The organism is Kitasatospora sp. NPDC089913 (genome assembly GCF_044748625.1).
Taxonomy (GTDB): Bacteria; Actinomycetota; Actinomycetes; order Streptomycetales; family Streptomycetaceae; genus Kitasatospora.
This window is the reverse complement of record NZ_JBIVGI010000020.1, coordinates 157,822-172,045: the sequence shown is the minus strand read 5'-3', so window position 1 is coordinate 172,045 and position 14,224 is coordinate 157,822. Positions and strand designations below refer to the sequence as shown.

Genomic DNA, 14,224 nt, shown 5'->3' with positions numbered 1-14,224 from the left:
GCCCGAAACCGGTGGCGCGGTGCCGGCGCAGCGGCTCGACCTCCCGGAACGAGCCCTCGTCGAGCAGCAGCTCGATCCGCTCGCGGGCGGTCAGCCTGCCCTTGGCGTGCTGGGCCTCGGTGGCCCGCGGATCCCCGGCGCGGACGCCGGCCAGCAGGCCCCGGAGCTCCTCCACCCGGTCACGCACGGTGGACACGGCGGGCGCGGTTCCCGGCATCGGCCATCCCCCCTCTGAACCTCGACGGTGCGTCGACGGTAGGCAGGACCCGGCCCGTGCCACCACGGTTCGCCCCGCGGCCGTCCGCAAGCTGAACCGCGCACGCCGGAGGACCGGCGCCACGCGGGCCCGGTGGCCACAAGCTGCCACGCCGCAGGTGCGAACGGGGGTGCTGGTGCGATGCTGCCGCCTCACCCCCCGCGATCGCGAACCCCGGTCGCACACACCCGTGCCCATCGTCCAAAGGAGTGTCATGTTCACACGGATCGGGCGGTTCGTCGTCCGCCGACCGTGGTTGGTCGTCGCAGCCTGGCTGATCGCGGCGGTCGCCCTGACCGCGCTCGCCCCCAAGCTCAAGTCGACCACCGACCAGGCCGAGTTCCTGCCCTCGCACTACGAGTCGGTCCAGGTGGCCGAGGTGCAGAAGCGCGCCTTCCCCGGGCCCGACCAGCCCGCCGCGATCGCCGTCTTCCAGCGCACCGACGGAGCCGCCCTCACCGACGGCGACAAGGCCGACCTGGCGAAGATCGCCACCGGGCTCGAGGGCAAGCAGTACGCACACCTCAAGAAGGTCGAGACCGACCCGAACTCGATCTCGCCGGACGGCAGGATCGGCCTGGCCCAGATCTACGCGGACATCAAGGACTCCTACGACGAAGCCGTCACCAAGGACGTCAAGCAACTGCGGCTGGACGTCAAGGAGCTCCTGAACGGCACCGCCCTCAAGGCCGGCGTGACCGGCGACGCCGCCACCGCGCTGGACACCCAGGACTCCGGCAGCAACACCGACGGCATGATCATGATGGCCACCCTGCTGCTGATCGTCGTCCTGCTCGGCGCCATCTTCCGCAGCCCGCTGATCGCCCTGCTGCCGGTGGTCGTGATCGCCCTGGTCTACCTGACCGCCACCGGGCTGATCTCCACCGCCAGCTCGGTCTTCGGGCTGACCGCCGACTCCTCGGTCTCGACCATGCTGATCGTGGTCCTGTTCGGCGTCGGCACCGACTACCTGCTCTTCCTGCTCTTCCGCTACCGCGAGTTCCTGCGGGCCGGGATGGCGCCGCGCCCCGCGATGGCCGAGGCCGTCGCCCGGGTCGGCGAGACCATCGCCTCCGCGGCCGGAGCGGTGGCGGTGGCCTTCCTCGCGCTGACCCTCTCCACCATGGGCATGCTGCGCGCCATGGGGCCCTCGCTCGCCATCTCCGTCGGGGTCAGCATGGTCGCCGGCGTCACGCTGGTGCCGGCCGTGTTCGCCCTCCTCGGCCGGGCCGCATTCTGGCCCTCCAAGGCCTGGAAGCGCGAGCCGAAGAACGCGCTGGCGCAGAAGGTCGGCGCGCTGACGTCCCGTCGTCCGGGGCTGGTCGCGGCGGTCTCCGGCGGACTGCTGGTGGTGCTCGCGGCCGGTGCCCTCGGATTCAAGGCCGACTTCGACACCGGCAACTCGCTGCCGAAGGACCTGGAGTCGGTGCAGGCCATGGACACCCTCCAGGGGGCGTTCTCGGCCGGCCGGGCCGAACCGACCCTGGTCTTCGTGGAGAAGACCGGCGGCGGCAGGCTCGCCGACGACCAGCTGACCGCCTACCACGACAAGCTCGCCGGCATCGGCGGCGTCGCCCTGGTCTCCCCCGCGGTGCTCTCCGCCGACGGCACGGCCGCCCAGTTCAGCGTCTCGCTGGCCTACAAGCCGATGGCGGAGGAGGCGATCGACCTGGTCGGCGGCACCCTCCGGGACCAGGCGCACGCCGCCGCACCCGACGGCACCCGGGCCCTGGTCGGCGGTATGACCGCCGTCATGGTCGACATCCGCACCGCCACCAACCACGACTACACCGTGGTGTTCCCGGTCGCCGCCCTCGCCATCATGCTGATCCTCGGCCTCCTGCTGCGCAGCGTGGTCGCGCCGTGGTTCCTGATGCTGTCGGTCGGCCTCGGCTTCGTCGCCACCCTGGGCGCCACGGTCTGGCTCTTCCAGGGCGTCAAGGGCGCCAACGGCGTGCTGTTCAGCCTGCCGATCCTGGTCTACCTCTTCGTGGTGGCCATCGGCACCGACTACAACATCCTCATGATCGCCCGGCTGCGCGAGGAGATCCGCGAGGGCGCCGACCCCCGGGCGGCGGTCAAGCACGCGGTGGCCCGGTCCGCGCCGACCATGGGCGCCGCCGCGATCATCCTGGCCGGCACCTTCGGTGTGCTGATGCTCGCGGACAACTCGATGCTCCAGCAGATGGGCTTCGCGGTGGCGTTCGGCATCCTGCTCACCGCCTTCGTCATGGCGCTGTTCCTCGTTCCCGCCACCACCACGCTGCTCGGCCGCCGGGCCTGGTGGCCGGGGCTGAAGGACCAGGCACCGCCGTCGGCCGGCGAGGAGCAGCCGCTCCTGGTGGGCAGCGGCAGCCGCGCCACGGGCTGACCCGCGTCGGCGACGGCGAAGGGGCCGGCGGGTCGGATCCGACCCGCCGGCCCCTTCGTGCCCACCCGCCCGGGGCCGGCCGGACCGAACCCGCCCGGGTCCCGCCCGGCCGGCCTCAGGAGCTGCGGTGTTCGACCACTCCGACCAGGGCGTCCAGCGCGGCCCGGGCCGGGACGTCCGGCAGGGCGGACAGCGCGTCGCGGGCGTCCGCGGCGTAGGAGTGCAGGAGCTCCCTGGCCCGTGCCTCCGCCGTGGAGCTGCGCAGCAGCTCCGCCGCCCGGCGGCGGCCGCCCTCGTCCGCGAGCGGCCCGCCCTCCAGCAACCGGCGCAGCTCGGCCGCGCGCGGCCCGTCCTCGCTGAGCGCCAGCAGCACCGGAAGGGTGCGCACCCCGACGGCGAGGTCGGTCCCGGTGTCCTTGCCCGACTCCGCCGGATCGGCGGCGAAGTCCAGCAGGTCGTCCGAGAGCTGGAAGACGATGCCCAGGTACTCGCCGTACCCGGCCAGCGCCCGGACGACCGGGGCGGGCACGTCCGCCGCCGTGCCGCCGACCCGCAGTGCCAGGGAGATCAGTGAGGCGGTCTTGTCGGCGATCACCGCGAAGTGGTGGGTCAGCGGGGACTCCCCCGCCGCCGGACCGGTCAGCTCCCGCAACTGGCCGCGGACCAGGCGTTCGGTGGCGCCGCCCTGCAGCCCGACCACCTCGCCCCCCAGGTCCGCGGCGAGCCGGGCGGCCCTGCTCAGCAGCCGGTTGCCGAGGTGCACGGCGGTCCGGTTGCCCCAGCGGGCCGGGGCGCTGGGAACGCCGTGCCGGCTGCGGGCGCCGTCCATCACGTCGTCGTGGTGCAGCGAGGCCACGTGGATCAGTTCCACCATGACGGCGGCGTCCAGGACCCGGTCCGAGCGGTCCGCGGGTGGCGGTGCCGCGCCGAACTCGGCGGCCAGCAGCACCAGCAGCGGGCGCAGCCGCTTCCCGCCGGCCTCGATCAGATAGCGCGACCACTCGGCGACCCGGGCGTCCGGCACGTCCGCCGCGACCTCGCGCAGTCGGGTCTCGGCGTGGGCCAGGCCGTGCCGCAGCCGGTCGGCGAGTGCCGGGTCGGGCGGGGCCAGTCTGGCCAGCAGGGAGTCCGGCCGGGGCTCGTCGGCCAGGGCCGTCGGGGCTGTCGGCGCGGTCGGCGCGGTCATCGTTCCTCCGGGCGAAGCGTCGGCGCGGTCGTTCGGACCCGACGCTAGGTCGTGGGTCCGGGACCGGCCGGACTCCCCCGGGCAGGCTGGCAACAACCTGTCACCGGGCGGACGGCAGGCCCCGGTCCGCGGGGTTCGCGGGCGGACCGGGGCCTGGGTCGGGCCGGCGGCGGTGGGCCGCCGAAGAGGGTGTGCGGGTCAGGCGCCCATCGCCTCGACGAGGCTCTTCGGGCGCATGTCGGTCCAGTTGGTGTTGATGTAGTCGAGGCAGGACTCGCGGCTCTCCTGGCCGTGCACGACGGTCCAGCCGGCCGGCACCTCGGCGAAGGCGGGCCACAGCGAGTGCTGGTTCTCCTCGTTGACGAGGACGTAGTAGGAGGCGTTGTCGTCCTCGAACGGGTTGGTCGCCATGATGGATCGGGCTCCTGTCGGTTCGGTTGGTTGCGGATGGGCGGATGGAACCGGCGTCGGCCGACGCCGGTCAGCGGGTGGCGGCGGTCAGCGGGCCGCGGCGGTGGCCGCCGCCATGCGGTGGCGCACCTCCGAGACGAAGCCGGGCAGCCGGTCGACGCCCCAGAAGCGCTGGTAGCCGTCGATGAAGTACGGCACCCCGAACACGCCGTCCCGGTAGGAGGCGTCGAGTGCCTCGAGGCCCCGGGTGCGGACCTCCGGGTCCTGCCACGCGGTGCCCAGCAGGGCGGGGTCGAGGCCGATCCCCGCGCCGATGCCGGCGACGACCTCCGGCGAGGAGATGTCCAGCCCTTCCTGCCACCTGGCGCGGTAGGTCGCGTCGACGAACTGACGGCCGCGGCCGTGGTCCGCGGCCACCAGGTAGGCCAGGTGCGAGACCTCCCAGTTGGGCGAACGGTCCACCGGCCAGACCGCCCGCAGGTCCCGCTCGACGGCCAGCCGGCGGATGTCCTGGAGCACGTAGAGGAACTTCTCCCGGGAGAGCTCCACATAGGGCAGCCGCACCCCGGAGGACTCCAGGTCGTCGTGGTGGGCGTCGTCCGGCTCCCAGAACGGACGCCACTCGATCGCGTCCGCGACGTCCGGGTACCGGGCGGTCAGATCCCGGTACGCCAGCCACGAGTACGGACTGCCGAACGAGAAGTACCAGCGCGGCGGCTTTCTTGCCATCAATGTCTCCAAGGAATTCGCAAGGAACGGCCGGACGGATTTCTATCGATTCCCCGAGGGGGCGGACAAGCCGTTCTGCAGCTAACTGTCAGAAACGCGCGCGGCCGGCCGGACGGGCCCGGTGTCGAGGCCGTCGGCCGCGCCGATCAGCAGCCGGCCGTACCGCCGGCCCGGCGCCCGGGACATCAGCGCCACCGGCCCGTCCAGGACGAGCGCCGCCTCGACCCGCCCGTCGGCCCCGCGGACGGGCACCGCGACCGCGCCGAAACCCAGCTCGCCCGTCCCCAGGCTCTGCGCCCAGCCCTGCCGCCGCACCCTGGCCAGGGCCGCCACCCCGAAGTCGGCCCCCCTGATCGTCCGGGCGATCTCGTACGGGTCCTCCCAGGCCAGCAGGACCTGGGTGCCCGCACCGGCCTTCATCGGCAGCGCCACGCCCTCCGCCGCCCCGGCCGACCGCCCCGTGCCCGGTCCCTCCGCCGTCGCCACGCAGATCCGCACCCCGCCGCGGCGCCGGTAGAGCCGCGCGCTCGCCCCGGTCCGCGCCCGCAGGTCCGCCAGCACCCGGCCGGAGCTCTGCACCAGCCGGTCGCGCCCGGCCCCGCCGGCCAGCTCGCCGATCCGCGGACCGATCAGGAACCGCCCCCGGGTGTCCCTGGTCAGCAGGCGGATGCTCTCCAGGGCCAGCGCGAGCCGGTGCACGGTCGCCCTGGACAGACCGGTGACGTCGCTCAGGGTGCGCAACGAGGCCGGGCCCTCGGCCAGCGCGCCGAGCAGCAGCGAGGTCTTGTCCAGGACGCCGACGCCGCTGCTCGGTTCCGAGGTCACGGTGCCCCCCACGGCGCTACGCGATCCGGGCGGCGAGATCGCGCAGCAGCGCGTCCCGCTGGTCCGCCAGGTAGAAGTGGCCGCCCGGGAACACCGTCAGGTCGAAGGAGGCGGTGGACACGTCCGCCCAGGCCGCCAGGTCGGCCGGGGTGACCTCGTCGCGGTCGCCGACGTAGCCGGCCACCGGGCAGCCCAGCGGCCGCACCGGCCGCGCGTGGTAGGTGCCGACGATCTCGAAGTCGGCCCGCAGGGCGGGCATCACCAGCTCGAGCAGGTCCGGGTCGCGGAGCAGTTGTGCCTCGGTTCCGCCCAGCTTCAGCACCTCCGCGACCACGGCCTCGTCGCCGCCGAGGTAGGTGGGTTCGGGAGTCACCAGGTGCGGCGCCTTCCGGGCCGACACGTGCAGGCCGGCCACCCGGACGCCGTGCTCCTCCTCCAGCCGCAGTGCGACCTCGTAGCCGAGCGAGGCCCCCATGCTGTGGCCGAACAGGTGCACCGGCAGGTCGAGGAACGGCAGCAGCGCCCCGGTGACCGCGTCGGCGAGTTCCGCCATGCCGGTGACGCAGTCCTCGGCGATCCGCTCCTGCCGGCCGGGGTAGCGGGCCGCGAGCACCTCCGTCCCGCCGCCGAGCCGGTCCGCCCAGCCGTGGAAGGCGCTGGCGGTCCCGCCCGCGTGCGGCAGGCAGACCAGCCGTCGGACGGCCGCCCTGCCCTGCGACGGCGGGTAGCGCCGGAACCACCGGCTCGCGACTGTGCTCTCGATCATCTCTGCCTCTCCTGTCGGTACGTCATCCCCGCGCGCCCTCGACCCGGCCGGACCGGCCGGACGCCAGGGCCGCGAGTGCCTCCGGACTGTCCACGGAGAGCACCTCGACGGCCGGTGCGATCCGGCGGACCATGCCGGCCAGCGTCCGTCCGGGGCCCAGCTCGATCAGCCGTGTGCACCCGAGCCCGTCGACCAGCGTCCGGACCCCGGCCTCCCAGAGCACCGGCGAGACCAGCTGGCGCTCCGTCAGCACCGGCCAGTCGGCGCCGGCCCCGTGCGGGCGGGCGTCCACGTTGGCGACCACCGGGGTGTGCCGTCCGGCGAACGCGACCCCGGCGAGCGCCGTCCGCAGCCGCACGGCCGCGGGCGCCATCAGCGGGCTGTGGAAGGCCCCGCCCACCGGGACGCGGATCAGCTTCGCGCCGATCCCGGGCGCCTCGGCGGCGGCCGCCGCCACCCCGTCCACCGAGCCGGACAGCACCACCTGGCCGGGCGCGTTCGCATTGGCGACCCAGACCCGGTGCCCGGCGGCCTGGGCGTCGGCGACCAGGGCCTCCACGGCCGGCAGCGGCGCGCCGACCAGCACACCCATGGTGCCGTCGAAGAGTTCGGCCGCGTCCCGCATGGCGCGACCGCGGACGGCGACCAGGCCGGCCGCGTCCGCGAGCCCGAGCGCCCCCGCGGCCACCAGGGCGGCGAACTCGCCCAGGCTGTGGCCCGCACAGGCGACGACCGGCGCACCGGACCACAGTCCGCTCCGCCGCGCCTCGTCGTGGGCCATCACATCGACGGTGAAGACCGCCAGCTGGGCCAGATCGGTCCGCCGCAGCAACGCGTCGCCGGTGTGCAGGAGCAGCTCGGCGACGTCCTCGCCGACCCGCTCCGACACCTGCTCCACGAGGTCCCACGCCCGGGTGTCCCGCCAGGGCTCGCCCATGCCCTGCTTCTGGGTGCCCTGTCCCGGGAACAGCAACGCGATCGGTTCGGGAGTCATGGCCCAACACCTTCCAGCAGGCGGATCAGCGGGTCGTCCGGGTCCGGGGCGGAGCCGGGCCCGTCGGGGTCCGGGCCGGCTCCGCCGTTCCGTCGCCCGGGGCCCGCCGTCGCTCACCACGACGGCGTGCACCACACCCGAACGACGACTCCGGCGGTCGGCCCGGGGGTCGGTGACTGCCGGAGGCATGCTGCGCCCGGCCGGGGGATGGGCCGACCGCCGCTGTGCTCGGCAATCTCTATCCGGCCGCGCGGACCAGGGACAACGCCCGTTTCAGGAAGCTGCCACCTCCGGGGCGGACGCCGCGCGGCCGGTCAGGGGTACGGCGGGCCCGGCGGCCCGGGTCCGGCGGCCCCCGCACCGGCCCGCAGGGAGTGACAGCTACTGGTCACGGCCGGAATGCCGGCCCCCGGCGGGCACTACGTTCGGGGCAGCCTTTCGAGGAAGGAAATTCCGTGAACAGCAATCAGCTCACGGACGAACCCGAAGACGGCGTCTATCGAAGGATCATGACGATGATGTCATCGTCCGGGACGCCGTTCCGTCTGATCGACCACCGGCCGGAGGGGCGCACCGCCGAGGCCAGTGCACTGCGCGGGCACGCACTGCGGCAGGCCGCGAAATGCGTCGTGGTCCGCACCAGGACCGCCGGGAGCCCGCCCCGGCACACCGTCGTCGTCGTACCCGGTGACCGCCGGGTCGACCTGGAAGCCGTCGCCCACCATCTCGGCGGCGACCGGACGGCGTTCGCCGACCGGCGGACCGCGGAGCGGCTCACCCGGTGCCGCAGCGGATCGATCGTCCCCTTCACCTTCCACCCGGAACTCGGGCTGCTGGCCGACCCCACGCTGCTCGAACCCGCGGAGATCTACTTCAACGCCGCCCGCCTGGACCGATCACTGGCGATCGCTCCCGCGGACTGGGCCGGCCTCGCGCACCCGCTGATCCGGCCGGTGGCGCAGCACGATCCGGTGGCCGTCGGCTGACCGGACCGGCGACCGCGAACGACGGAGCTCCGGGGGGACGGCGATCCCGCGCCCCCCGGAGCTCCGTCGTCGGTCAGCGGGAGCCCGCCGCCGGGGCGGCCTCCTCCGCGACGGTCCAGCCGTCCTCCGCCACCGTCCAGCCGTCCGCGTCCAGCAGCCGGCCGAGCGCCGAGGCCGAGCGCTGCTGGACCAGCAGCTCGACCAGGCCGCGGGGCCGGTCCATCGAGTGCTCGATCCGGACGTCCTCGATGTTCACCCCGATCTCGCCCACCGCGGTGAACAGCCGGGCCAGGGCGCCGGGTCGGTCCGGCACCAGGACCGGAACGGCGGCCAGGCCGGTGAGCGGGGTGCCCGATTTCCGGGCGACCCGCGCCCACCCCAGGGTGCCGTGCCGCAGGACCTCGTCGAGCGTGGCCGCGGCCTGTCCGCGCCGCGCGGCGTCGGTGCCGGCCAGGCCCCGCAGCGCGGAGACGGTCCGGCCGAGGTCGGCCGCGAACTCGTCGAGGACGTCCGCGACGGCGGCGGCGTTGGCGTCCAGGATCTCGCCCCACAGGCCCGGGTCGCCGCCCGCGATGCGGGTGACGTCGCGCACCCCCTGCCCCGCGACCCGGACGCTGGACTCCCCCGCGTCCGCCAGCCGGGCCGCCATCAGGGAGGAGACCAGGTGCGGGGCGTGCGAGACCAGCGCGACGGCGCGGTCGTGCTCGGTGGCATCCATGACCACCGGTGTTCCCCCGCACAGCGAGGCGAGTTCGAGGGCGCGGTTGAGGGTGTCCTGGCCGGTGGCCGGGGACGGCGTGAGCACCCAGGGCCGGCCGTCGAACAGGTCGGCCCGCCCGGCCAGCGGCCCGGAGCGCTCGGTGCCGGCCATCGGGTGCCCGCCGATGAAGCGGGCCGGGTCCGCCCCGGCGCGCGCCACCTCGTCGTGCGGCCGCGCCTTCACGCTGGCGACATCGGTGTAGGCGCGGGCCAGTCCGGCGCGCTGGGCCCGGGCCAGGACGGTGCCGACGCGCGCGGGCGGCACGGCGAGGACGGCCAGGTCGACCGGTCCCTCGGGCACGGCCAGCGAGCCCGCGCCCATGGCCTCCGCGGTCCTCGCCGCGGTCGGGTTCACGTCGCTCAGATGCACCGCCACCCCGTGCCGGCCGAGCGCGAGCGCGACGGAGGTGCCGATCGCCCCGGTCCCGATGACGGCGGCGCTCCTCATCGCCCCGGCCCGTCGTGGCCCGCGACCGCTGCCGCTGCTGCTGCCGTCGAGGCCGCAGCCGCGGCCTCGGCCTCGACGAAGCCCGCCAGTCGGGCGATGCCGTCCTCGACCTCCGCGCGGGTCAGGTAACTGAAGGAGAGCCGCACGGTGCGCTCGCCGCCCCCCTGCGGATAGAAGTACGACATCGGGGTCCAGATCACGCCGTGCTCCCCGGCCGAGCGCAGCAGGGCCGGCTCGTCCGCCGGGAACGGCACCTCGACGGCGAGGAAGAACCCCCCGTCGGGGACGTTCCAGCGCAGGCCGAGCGCACGCCGCCGCTCCTCGGGGAAGTGCCGCTCCAACTGCTCCAGCACGGCCGCCAGGACCTCCCCGTAGTGTGCCGCGGGCCCGGCGTTCAGCGCGGAGAGCCGCCCCCCGGCCGCCAGCAGCATCCCGGCCACCGCGGCCTGGCTGAGCGGAGGGGTGTTCACCGTCACCATGCTCTTGATCTTGGCGAGCTCGTCGGCGAGCAGTCCGCCGGCGCCGGCGGCGTCCCGGACCGGCTGGTCCGCCACCACGAACCCGATCCGCGCGCCCGGGAAGGCCGTCTTCGAGTACGAGCCCAGGTGGACGACCCGGCGGCCGGTGTCGAGCGCCTTGAGGGTGGGCAGCCGCTCGCCGGTGCTGACCAGGCGGTAGGGGTTGTCCTCGATCAGCAGCAGGTCGAGGCGCTCGGCGAGCGCGAGCAGGTCCTCGCGGGCCCGGCGGGGCATGGTGGTGCCGGACGGGTTGGAGTGGTCGGGCACCACGTAGAGCGCGCGCGGGCGGCGGCCGCGGGCCCGCTCCGCACCGACGGCCGCTTCCACCGCCGCGCAGGAGAGGCCCTCCGGCCCCTCCCCGACCGCGGTGACCGGGATGCCGAGCAGCGAGGCGGCGCCGGTGATGCCCACGTAGCAGGGGCTGGTGGCCAGCAGGACGTCCCGGGGGCCGGCGAACAGCGCCCGCAGGGTCAGGAACATCGCCTCCTGGCAGCCCACCGTGACCACGATCGAGGCGGGGTCGACGTCGATCCCCTCGTCCTCGCGCAGCGAGTCGGCGATCAGCCCGTTGATCAGTCCCGCGGTGGGACCGTACTGGAACAGCTTGGTGCGGACGGCCTCCGGGGTGTCGCCCTGCTCGGCCAGGTGGTCGAGGTAGCGGCGCAGGTGGCCGAAGAGCTGCTCGGTGTCGAAGAAGCCCTCGTAGGGCCGGCCCGGGGCGAAGGAGACCGCGTCGGGGTAGCGGGTGGTCACCTCGTTGAGGAAGTTCATGGTGTCCAGCACCGGGTCGCTGACGCTGGCGTGGAGTTCCTCCTTGCGCAGCACGCCCGGGAGCTGCGACCGCCCGGCCGGTGCCGAGGGTCCCGGTGCGGCGGGCTCCGGCACCGCGAGCTCCGGTGCGGCGGGCGCCGGCACCGGGGACTCCCGCACCAGGGACTCCCGCGCCGCGCGGTCCAGCACCGCCGGACCGGCCTCGGCGGCCGAGCGGGTGCCGGTCAGCAGCAGCGCGTCCTCGAACTCGCCGGCCAGGATGTCGAACACCTCGGCCACGCCGGTCTGCCCGGCCAGCGCCAGCCCGTGCAGCACCGGGCGGCCGAGCAGTACGGCATCGGCGCCGAGCGCCAGCGCCGTCAGCACGTCCGTGCCGCGCCGCACGCCGCCGTCCAGCAGCACCGGGCAGCGGCCGTCGACCGCGCCGGCGACCTCCGCGAGCATCTCCAGGGAGGCGAGTCCGCCGTCGAGCTGGCGCCCGCCGTGGTTGGAGACGACCAGGCCGTCCACGCCGGCCGCCAGCGCCAGCGCGGCGTCCTCGGCCGTGGTGATCCCCTTGAGCAGGACGGGCAGTGCGCTGATCGAGCGCAGCCAGGTGACCACCGACCAGTCCAGGCCCGGGTCCAGCTCGGTGCGCCCGTGGCCGCTCGGCGAGGAGTAGTCGGCGCGCGGCAGGTTCGCCGGCACGATGCCCCCGGGCAGCCGGAAGTCGTTGCGCAGGTCGCGCAGCCGACGGCCGAGCCTCGGCGCGTCGACGGTGAGGACGATCGCCTCGAAGCCCGCCCGCTCGGCCCGCTCGACGAGTTGCCGGGTCGTCGACCGGTCGCGGAAGCAGTAGACCTGCAGCCAGAGCGGGGAACCCGCGGCGGCGGCCAGTTCCTCGAAGGGCTTCCCGGCGAAGGTGCTCACCACGACCGGGAGGCCGGCCTCCCCCGCCGCCCGTACGGTAGCGGTCTCACCCTCGGGGTGGACCATCGTGTGGTACGCCATCGGCGCGACCCCCACCGGGGCGGCCCAGCGGCGTCCGAGCACCGTGACCGAGGTGTCCACCTCGCTCGCACCGGTCAGCACCCGGGTGCGCAGGCACACACGGTCGAAGGCGAGCAGGTTCCGGGAGAGCGTCCGCTCCTCCCCCGCGCCGCCCTGGACGAAGTCCCAGACCGCCGGGTCGATGCGCTCCCGGGCCAGCACGGCGCAGTCGTCCAGCGTGAGTGCCTTCGGAGCCGCGCCCGGCGTGCCGTGGGCCGTCATCGGACGCCCACCTCCGCTCGTGGCACCGGGAGTTCGATGTCGTGTCCGCGCATGCTGAGTCCCCATCCAGTAATCGGAAGCGATGTCGATTAGACGGCACGGCTCCCGGTCCGGACGCCCCGCGCGGCACGGCTCGGCAACTTGCTGACACCCGACAGGACGCCGTTCCTGTCGTCACCGTTTTCAACTCTTTGACGTGGCGGTGTGCCGCCGCCGGCCCGGTGGAATGCTGTCACCGGGCCCGGACGCCGACGGGCTCACACCGCGCAGACGCCTTTCATGCTGTCGATGAGGGTCAGGACGGCCTTCGCCGACGGCAGGATCATCCGCCCCTCGCGGGTCAGGTGCGCGCCGTTGGAATCACGGGTGAAGAGCTTCGTTCCCAGCATCTGTTCCAGGCATTTGATCTGGTAACTGATCGCCGGTTGGGAATACCCCAACTCCTTCGCCGCGTGGTCCATGCGTCCGAACTCGGCCACGGACACGAAAGCTCGGAACTCCCGCTCGTGCATAGCTCCCCCTGTGGTTTCGGCGGGTCGCCGGGGCACCCGGAATCCGCGCTGACCGGGCCATAACAGCCGATGCGAAGTGGCCCGGGCAACAGCGGCTACAGGAAGCTGCAACGGCACGGACCCGTCCGGCCCGGTGGGCTGTCCGCCGGGCGACTCGAGCGCGGTCGGCCGGGTGGGCGGCTCGAGCGCGGCCGGCCCGCCGGGCGGCCGGCGGGCGGCCCGCTCACAGGAAGCAGACCGTCCCGTACCCGGACCAGCTCTCCGCCGCGGCTCGCGCGCCGATCAACTCGACGCCTTCGAGCAGCTGTTCGCGGCCGGCCAGCCCGCTCGCCGTCAGCCCGGGCTCCTCCGCGAGGACCCGGATGCCGGCGTCCAGCAGGGCCTGGACGTCCCGTCGCGGGTCGCTCAGGGTCTCCACCACCCGGTCGCCGAAGCGCAGCGGCGCCACCCGCGCCGCCCGGGCCGCGTAACCGACCGCCTGTCCGCGCAGCAGGATGTCCAGTCCGCCCATCTGCCGGTGCAGTTCACGCACCAGGTAGAGGGTGTCGACGAACTGCTTCTCCACGGCGCCCCGGTAGGCGCGGTCCACGATCGCCAGCACTCGGGCCGCTCCGGCCATCTCAGATCACCCCGATCAGTACGGTCTTGGCCGTCGCCGCCAGATTGGCCGCGTAGGCGTGCGGCGCCCGCATGGCCACCTCCGGCACATGGGCCGTGGCCCCGCGGTCGTCACTGCAGAACCGGCACCCGTACCAGTAGAGCCGGTCCGGGAAGGCCCGGAGCATCTCCTGGACGATGGTGGCGGTGCTCGGGTGCCGGGTCGACCAGTCCGCCAGGTCGCGCGGCTTGAACTCGCCCAGCGACTGCTGGGTCAGCATCGTCGCGTAGCCGCAGGCCCAGACCTGGACCCGCCCGCCCTGTTCGAGCATCGACTGGACCAGTCGCAGCACGGTGGTGGTCAGGTCGGTGCGGTGCGGCGCCCCCATGAAGGTCAGCAGCACGTCGGTGCCGGGAATCGCGCGGGGCATCAGTGCCACACCGTCCGGACCCCGGGATCGAGCACCAGCCGCGCGACCGCGTCCATCCCGGACGGCACCGCCTCCGGGCGGAGCGCCTCGGCGGCGATCCCCCGCTGGTCGGTGGAGAAGCGGTCGACCAGCAGCCGGCCGCCCGCGTCCAGGAAGGCCCCCAGCTCCGGGCGCCCGCCCAGGGCGAGCGAGACCGCGCCCTGCACCAGGAACAGGGTCACCTCGTGCCCGGCGTCCGCCTGGACCGCGCCGTCGCGGACGAAGGCCAGGACCTCCTCGGTCGCCGACTCCTGGCTCTCCACCAGGAGGTACCGCAGCGCCTGTGGGCGAAGGACTGTGCTCATCCGGTGCATCCCTCTCCGGTCGCCGCCCCGCGGGCGGGTCCGCCGTGACAACGGCGGGCATGTCCCGTG

Annotated in this window: 15 protein-coding genes; 2 read left to right on the top strand and 13 right to left on the bottom strand. The window is 74.4% G+C overall.

Annotated elements, in window-relative coordinates; all coding sequences use genetic code 11:
- On the bottom strand, window positions 1–217 hold a 217-nt coding region (locus ACIPYS_RS27325), incomplete at its 3' end, for a carboxyl transferase domain-containing protein (protein WP_400750731.1).
- A 253-nt stretch (window positions 218–470) separates the two neighbouring features.
- Here ACIPYS_RS27325 and ACIPYS_RS27320 point away from each other — a divergent pair.
- Entirely contained in the window at window positions 471–2,627 is a 2,157-nt protein-coding gene (locus ACIPYS_RS27320; RefSeq protein WP_400750728.1) for an MMPL family transporter, read from the top strand.
- A 115-nt stretch (window positions 2,628–2,742) separates the two neighbouring features.
- Here ACIPYS_RS27320 and ACIPYS_RS27315 read toward each other — a convergent pair whose 3' ends face one another.
- The 6 genes from ACIPYS_RS27315 to ACIPYS_RS27290 form a co-directional block, all read right to left on the bottom strand.
- Window positions 2,743–3,813 (bottom strand): polyprenyl synthetase family protein, encoded by a 1,071-nt coding sequence (locus tag ACIPYS_RS27315; protein ID WP_400750725.1) that lies wholly within the window; start codon window positions 3,811–3,813, stop codon window positions 2,743–2,745.
- 198 nt (window positions 3,814–4,011) lie between these two features.
- A complete protein-coding gene (locus ACIPYS_RS27310) occupies window positions 4,012–4,224 on the bottom strand; it encodes an MbtH family protein (protein ID WP_400750723.1) in 213 nt (70 codons plus the stop codon).
- A gap of 87 nt (window positions 4,225–4,311) precedes the next feature.
- Entirely contained in the window at window positions 4,312–4,953 is a 642-nt protein-coding gene (locus ACIPYS_RS27305; protein WP_400750721.1) for a 2-hydroxychromene-2-carboxylate isomerase, read from the bottom strand.
- An 81-nt stretch (window positions 4,954–5,034) separates the two neighbouring features.
- Window positions 5,035–5,778 carry an IclR family transcriptional regulator gene (locus ACIPYS_RS27300; protein ID WP_400750718.1) on the bottom strand — a complete coding sequence of 248 codons (744 nt, stop codon included), beginning with the start codon at window positions 5,776–5,778 and terminating at the stop codon, window positions 5,035–5,037.
- Window positions 5,779–5,794: 16 nt separating this feature from the next.
- Window positions 5,795–6,544 (bottom strand): thioesterase II family protein, encoded by a 750-nt coding sequence (locus tag ACIPYS_RS27295; protein WP_400750716.1) that lies wholly within the window; start codon window positions 6,542–6,544, stop codon window positions 5,795–5,797.
- A 22-nt stretch (window positions 6,545–6,566) separates the two neighbouring features.
- Window positions 6,567–7,538 (bottom strand): ACP S-malonyltransferase, encoded by a 972-nt coding sequence (locus ACIPYS_RS27290; protein WP_400750713.1) that lies wholly within the window; start codon window positions 7,536–7,538, stop codon window positions 6,567–6,569.
- A gap of 509 nt (window positions 7,539–8,047) precedes the next feature.
- On the opposite strand from ACIPYS_RS27290, the gene ACIPYS_RS27285 reads away from it, so the two are divergent.
- Window positions 8,048–8,524, top strand: a complete 477-nt coding sequence (locus ACIPYS_RS27285) for a YbaK/EbsC family protein (RefSeq protein ID WP_400750710.1) — start codon at window positions 8,048–8,050, stop codon at window positions 8,522–8,524.
- 73 nt (window positions 8,525–8,597) lie between these two features.
- Here ACIPYS_RS27285 and ACIPYS_RS27280 read toward each other — a convergent pair whose 3' ends face one another.
- From ACIPYS_RS27280 to ACIPYS_RS27255, 6 genes are all read right to left on the bottom strand, one after another.
- Window positions 8,598–9,731, bottom strand: a complete 1,134-nt coding sequence (locus tag ACIPYS_RS27280; protein ID WP_400750707.1) for a prephenate dehydrogenase — start codon at window positions 9,729–9,731, stop codon at window positions 8,598–8,600.
- Window positions 9,728–12,271, bottom strand: coding sequence for an aminotransferase class I/II-fold pyridoxal phosphate-dependent enzyme (locus ACIPYS_RS27275; RefSeq protein ID WP_400750704.1), 2,544 nt, complete (start codon window positions 12,269–12,271; stop codon window positions 9,728–9,730). The genes ACIPYS_RS27280 and ACIPYS_RS27275 overlap by 4 nt, the downstream gene beginning before the upstream one ends.
- Window positions 12,272–12,528: 257 nt before the next feature.
- Window positions 12,529–12,783 carry a LysR family transcriptional regulator gene (locus ACIPYS_RS27270; RefSeq protein WP_375974295.1) on the bottom strand — a complete coding sequence of 85 codons (255 nt, stop codon included), beginning with the start codon at window positions 12,781–12,783 and terminating at the stop codon, window positions 12,529–12,531.
- A gap of 223 nt (window positions 12,784–13,006) precedes the next feature.
- Window positions 13,007–13,402, bottom strand: coding sequence for a hypothetical protein (locus tag ACIPYS_RS27265; RefSeq protein WP_400750700.1), 396 nt, complete (start codon window positions 13,400–13,402; stop codon window positions 13,007–13,009).
- 1 nt (window position 13,403) lies between these two features.
- On the bottom strand, window positions 13,404–13,811 hold the full coding sequence (locus ACIPYS_RS27260) for a hypothetical protein (RefSeq protein WP_400750697.1): 408 nt from the start codon (window positions 13,809–13,811) through the stop codon (window positions 13,404–13,406).
- The gene (locus ACIPYS_RS27255) at window positions 13,811–14,155 is read right to left on the bottom strand and encodes a hypothetical protein (protein WP_400750694.1); all 345 of its coding nucleotides are present in this window, start codon (window positions 14,153–14,155) and stop codon (window positions 13,811–13,813) included. The genes ACIPYS_RS27260 and ACIPYS_RS27255 overlap by 1 nt, the downstream gene beginning before the upstream one ends.
- Window positions 14,156–14,224: the final 69 nt, after the last annotated feature.

Excerpts from the sequence above, each read along its gene's own strand:
- ACIPYS_RS27320 (WP_400750728.1), top strand. The coding sequence starts at position 471 with ATGTTCACACGGATCGGGCGGTTCGTCGTCCGCCGACCGTGGTTGGTC.
- ACIPYS_RS27315 (WP_400750725.1), bottom strand. The coding sequence starts at position 3,813 with ATGACCGCGCCGACCGCGCCGACAGCCCCGACGGCCCTGGCCGACGAG.
- ACIPYS_RS27310 (WP_400750723.1), bottom strand. The coding sequence starts at position 4,224 with ATGGCGACCAACCCGTTCGAGGACGACAACGCCTCCTACTACGTCCTC.
- ACIPYS_RS27305 (WP_400750721.1), bottom strand. The coding sequence starts at position 4,953 with ATGGCAAGAAAGCCGCCGCGCTGGTACTTCTCGTTCGGCAGTCCGTAC.
- ACIPYS_RS27295 (WP_400750716.1), bottom strand. The coding sequence starts at position 6,544 with ATGATCGAGAGCACAGTCGCGAGCCGGTGGTTCCGGCGCTACCCGCCG.
- ACIPYS_RS27290 (WP_400750713.1), bottom strand. The coding sequence starts at position 7,538 with ATGACTCCCGAACCGATCGCGTTGCTGTTCCCGGGACAGGGCACCCAG.
- ACIPYS_RS27285 (WP_400750710.1), top strand. The coding sequence starts at position 8,048 with ATGACGATGATGTCATCGTCCGGGACGCCGTTCCGTCTGATCGACCAC.
- ACIPYS_RS27280 (WP_400750707.1), bottom strand. The coding sequence starts at position 9,731 with ATGAGGAGCGCCGCCGTCATCGGGACCGGGGCGATCGGCACCTCCGTC.
- ACIPYS_RS27275 (WP_400750704.1), bottom strand. The coding sequence starts at position 12,271 with ATGACGGCCCACGGCACGCCGGGCGCGGCTCCGAAGGCACTCACGCTG.
- ACIPYS_RS27270 (WP_375974295.1), bottom strand. The coding sequence starts at position 12,783 with ATGCACGAGCGGGAGTTCCGAGCTTTCGTGTCCGTGGCCGAGTTCGGA.
- ACIPYS_RS27265 (WP_400750700.1), bottom strand. The coding sequence starts at position 13,402 with ATGGCCGGAGCGGCCCGAGTGCTGGCGATCGTGGACCGCGCCTACCGG.
- ACIPYS_RS27260 (WP_400750697.1), bottom strand. The coding sequence starts at position 13,811 with ATGCCCCGCGCGATTCCCGGCACCGACGTGCTGCTGACCTTCATGGGG.
- ACIPYS_RS27255 (WP_400750694.1), bottom strand. The coding sequence starts at position 14,155 with ATGAGCACAGTCCTTCGCCCACAGGCGCTGCGGTACCTCCTGGTGGAG.